At 58.2% G+C, this 1,700-nt stretch carries 2 protein-coding genes; both read left to right on the forward strand.

Annotated features, from left to right (window positions below; translation table 11 throughout):
• Positions 1-1,149, forward strand: a 1,149-nt coding sequence (locus Q8M42_RS17265) for a carbamoyltransferase C-terminal domain-containing protein (protein WP_305284997.1), incomplete at its 5' end; no start/stop codon positions are given.
• A partial coding sequence (locus tag Q8M42_RS17270) for a glycosyltransferase (protein WP_305284999.1) occupies positions 1,136-1,700 on the forward strand: 565 nt, incomplete at its 3' end. The genes Q8M42_RS17265 and Q8M42_RS17270, both read left to right, overlap by 14 nt.

The raw sequence follows: 1,700 nt of genomic DNA on the forward strand, positions 1-1,700 counted from the left end.
ATGCTTGATGGTGAGTTCAAGGTCATGGGCATGGCCCCTTACGGCGATGCCAGCAAGTACGATTTCTCGCGTTTGGCCACGTTCGAAAACGGCGAGCTGATCATCAACACCGAGTACGCCAACGTCATCGGTCTGCGCCGCTATAAAGAAAACGGCAAAGGCTTCTACTTCTCCAAGAAGCTGATCGAGTGGCTGGGGCCTAAGCGTCAGGGCGATATCGCCGATGACCCTTACATCCACTACGCCGCCAGCATGCAAGCGCTGTTCGAGAAGCTCGCGCTGCAGATGATGGAGCACTATTTGGGCGACATCATCCGCGAAACTGGCAAGATCGCCTTCGCTGGTGGTTGCGCGCTGAACGTCAAGTTGAACCAGAAGATCATTGCTCGCGACGACGTGAAAGAGTTGTTCGTACAACCCGCTTCCGGCGACGCCGGTACAGCCGTCGGCGCAGCCGCCTATGTGTCGCACCAGCGCGGCGTGCCGGTGGAGAAGATGGAACACGTCTACCTCGGTCCGTCGTACTCCAACGAAGAGGTGATCGCCGCCTGCGCCCGTCACCCGAACAAGCCAGTGTTCAAACAGATCGACAACATGCCGCAGCGCATCGCCAAGATCATGGTCGACGGCAACCCCGTGGCCTGGTTCCAGGGGCGTATGGAGTTTGGTCCGCGTGCACTGGGTGGTCGCTCGATTATCGGTTGCCCGAGCATTCCCGGCGTGGCTGACCGGATCAACGAACAAATCAAGTTTCGCGAGCGCTGGAGGCCCTTCTGCCCGTCGATGCTCGACACTGTCGGCCCGCAGATGCTCAAGGTGGATCACCCCAGCCCGTTTATGACCTTCACCTTTGAAGTGAATGAAGAGTGGAAAACCCGCGTCAGCGAAGTGGTGCACGAAGACGGTACCTCGCGTGCCCAGGTGCTTCAACGCGAATACAACCCGCGCTGGTATGACCTGATGCTGGAGTTGGAAAAACTCACCGGCAATGGCGTCTCGCTGAACACTTCGCTCAACCGTCGCGGCGAGCCGATGATTTGCTCGCCGACCGATGCGCTGAATATGTTCTTCGGCTCGGACCTGCCGTACCTGATCATGGAAGACATCTTGGTGGTCAAGGATGGCAAGGGGTGGTATGACAACATCTGAGGCTGCCGGGGCTGATCAGCCGTGGGTTCTGCAGTTCTGTCACGGCTATGACGGCCCCTTCCTCGATTGCGCACGGCAGTACGCCGCGCTCTTTGTCGGCACGCCTTATAAAGTCTGCACGGTTTATCTGACGGGTAAACCGAGCGTGGTTGTCGAACAAGGCTCGGCGTCTGACGAAGTGATTTTCCTCGACTACTCCAGTCGTGAAGTGCGAGGACTCAAGCTCAAGGCGATCCGCGACCTCAAACGCATCGCCGCTTCGCGCGACTTTAAATTCTGTGTCGCCCACCGTTTTAAGCCGATTTACGTCGCCCTGCTGGGCAGCGATCTCCCCGTGATCGGTGTGCATCATGCTTTTGGCGACTACAAGCGGCGAACCCGCCAGCTGTTTGCCAACTTCTTTCGTAAGCGCCTGGCGCTGCTCGGCGTTTCCAATGCGGTGCGCGATGATATGCGTGCCTGTTTGCCGAACTGGCCTGCCGAGCGTATCGAGACGCTGTACAACCGTATTGATATTGAGGCGGTGCAGGCGGAGCAGGTTAGCCGTGAAG

The sequence above is a fragment of the Pseudomonas sp. genome (assembly GCF_030684895.1).
Lineage (GTDB): Bacteria > Pseudomonadota > Gammaproteobacteria > Pseudomonadales > Pseudomonadaceae > Aquipseudomonas.